The following is an 867-nucleotide window of genomic DNA, read 5'->3' as shown; positions in this document are numbered from 1 at the left end:
GGGGTCGGAGAATCGCGGATAGTCCGGTGCTTGCAATCAGCGCCTGACTGTCTCGAGTGGTCTCGATACTAAGCGCGCCTACGAAGATACCGGACGCCTCGTGTAAAAAGCGCTTGGCAGCAAACAAAGCTGGGTAATTTGGCTCAATCTTCGGAAGCGGCGATTTGACCACTTCTCCATCGACCAACTGCCACACACCGTCTGTTTCATAGATCGTTCTCAGGAAGAGCTCATCGCTGATCTCGATTGCACCTTCAGGAATATTATTTCCATGTACTCCAGAGTCGTAACGACCCGAGAGGTTTTGCTGTTCATCAAATAGAACCAGTTTTACGCTCACAATAAATCCTCAGGCTTACCAGCCAATAGCGTTCCAATAGAACGCTTCCGCGACCCGCGTTCCGGAAAGGAAAGCACCCGCACTGAATCCTGCCTTACCCAGCCCATCAGTTCGAAGCATGACATTTGTATCTCGAGTGGTGCCGCCACCGATATAAGCGGCCCCATTGAGGGATACCAACCTCGTCGGAAATGTCATCGGGAACAAGACAGCCAGGTCTGCGGTCGCCGTGGTAGTGGTGGTGCCCCATTGAATAATCAATCCACTCGGGAGCTGCTGATAGCCGTTCGGTGACAACAACGCTGAAAATTCATTGGAATACTTCAGCGAAGAAGCGCCCTCCTCAACGACATAATTGTTGTCGCCACAAGTAACAACAAGATTGGAACCGCTCTGAACCGTAACACTGGTAAGCGTTTTAGCTAGCGCTACGATGGTGTCATTGCCCTGACGATTCAGTGTCACGTCAGCTGTTCCGATGTTTAGGACGTAGAACTTGGACCCAACGGGGCTGGCGACCAGTGGAG

2 pseudogenes are annotated in these 867 nt (G+C 51.8%); both read right to left on the bottom strand.

Features of this window, described 5'->3' with window-relative positions:
- Positions 1–340: pseudogene (locus HT737_RS30300) on the bottom strand (DUF4376 domain-containing protein); the annotation flags it as partial.
- 15 nt (positions 341–355) lie between these two features.
- Positions 356–867 (bottom strand): annotated as a pseudogene (locus HT737_RS30295) (hypothetical protein); the annotation flags it as partial.

Origin of the sequence: Pseudomonas sp. MD195_PC81_125, from assembly GCF_014060985.1 — a bacterium.
GTDB classification, from domain to species: domain Bacteria; phylum Pseudomonadota; class Gammaproteobacteria; order Pseudomonadales; family Pseudomonadaceae; genus Aquipseudomonas; species Aquipseudomonas parakoreensis.
Note: the sequence above shows the minus strand (reverse complement) of the source record. Positions and strands in the feature narration are given on the sequence as shown.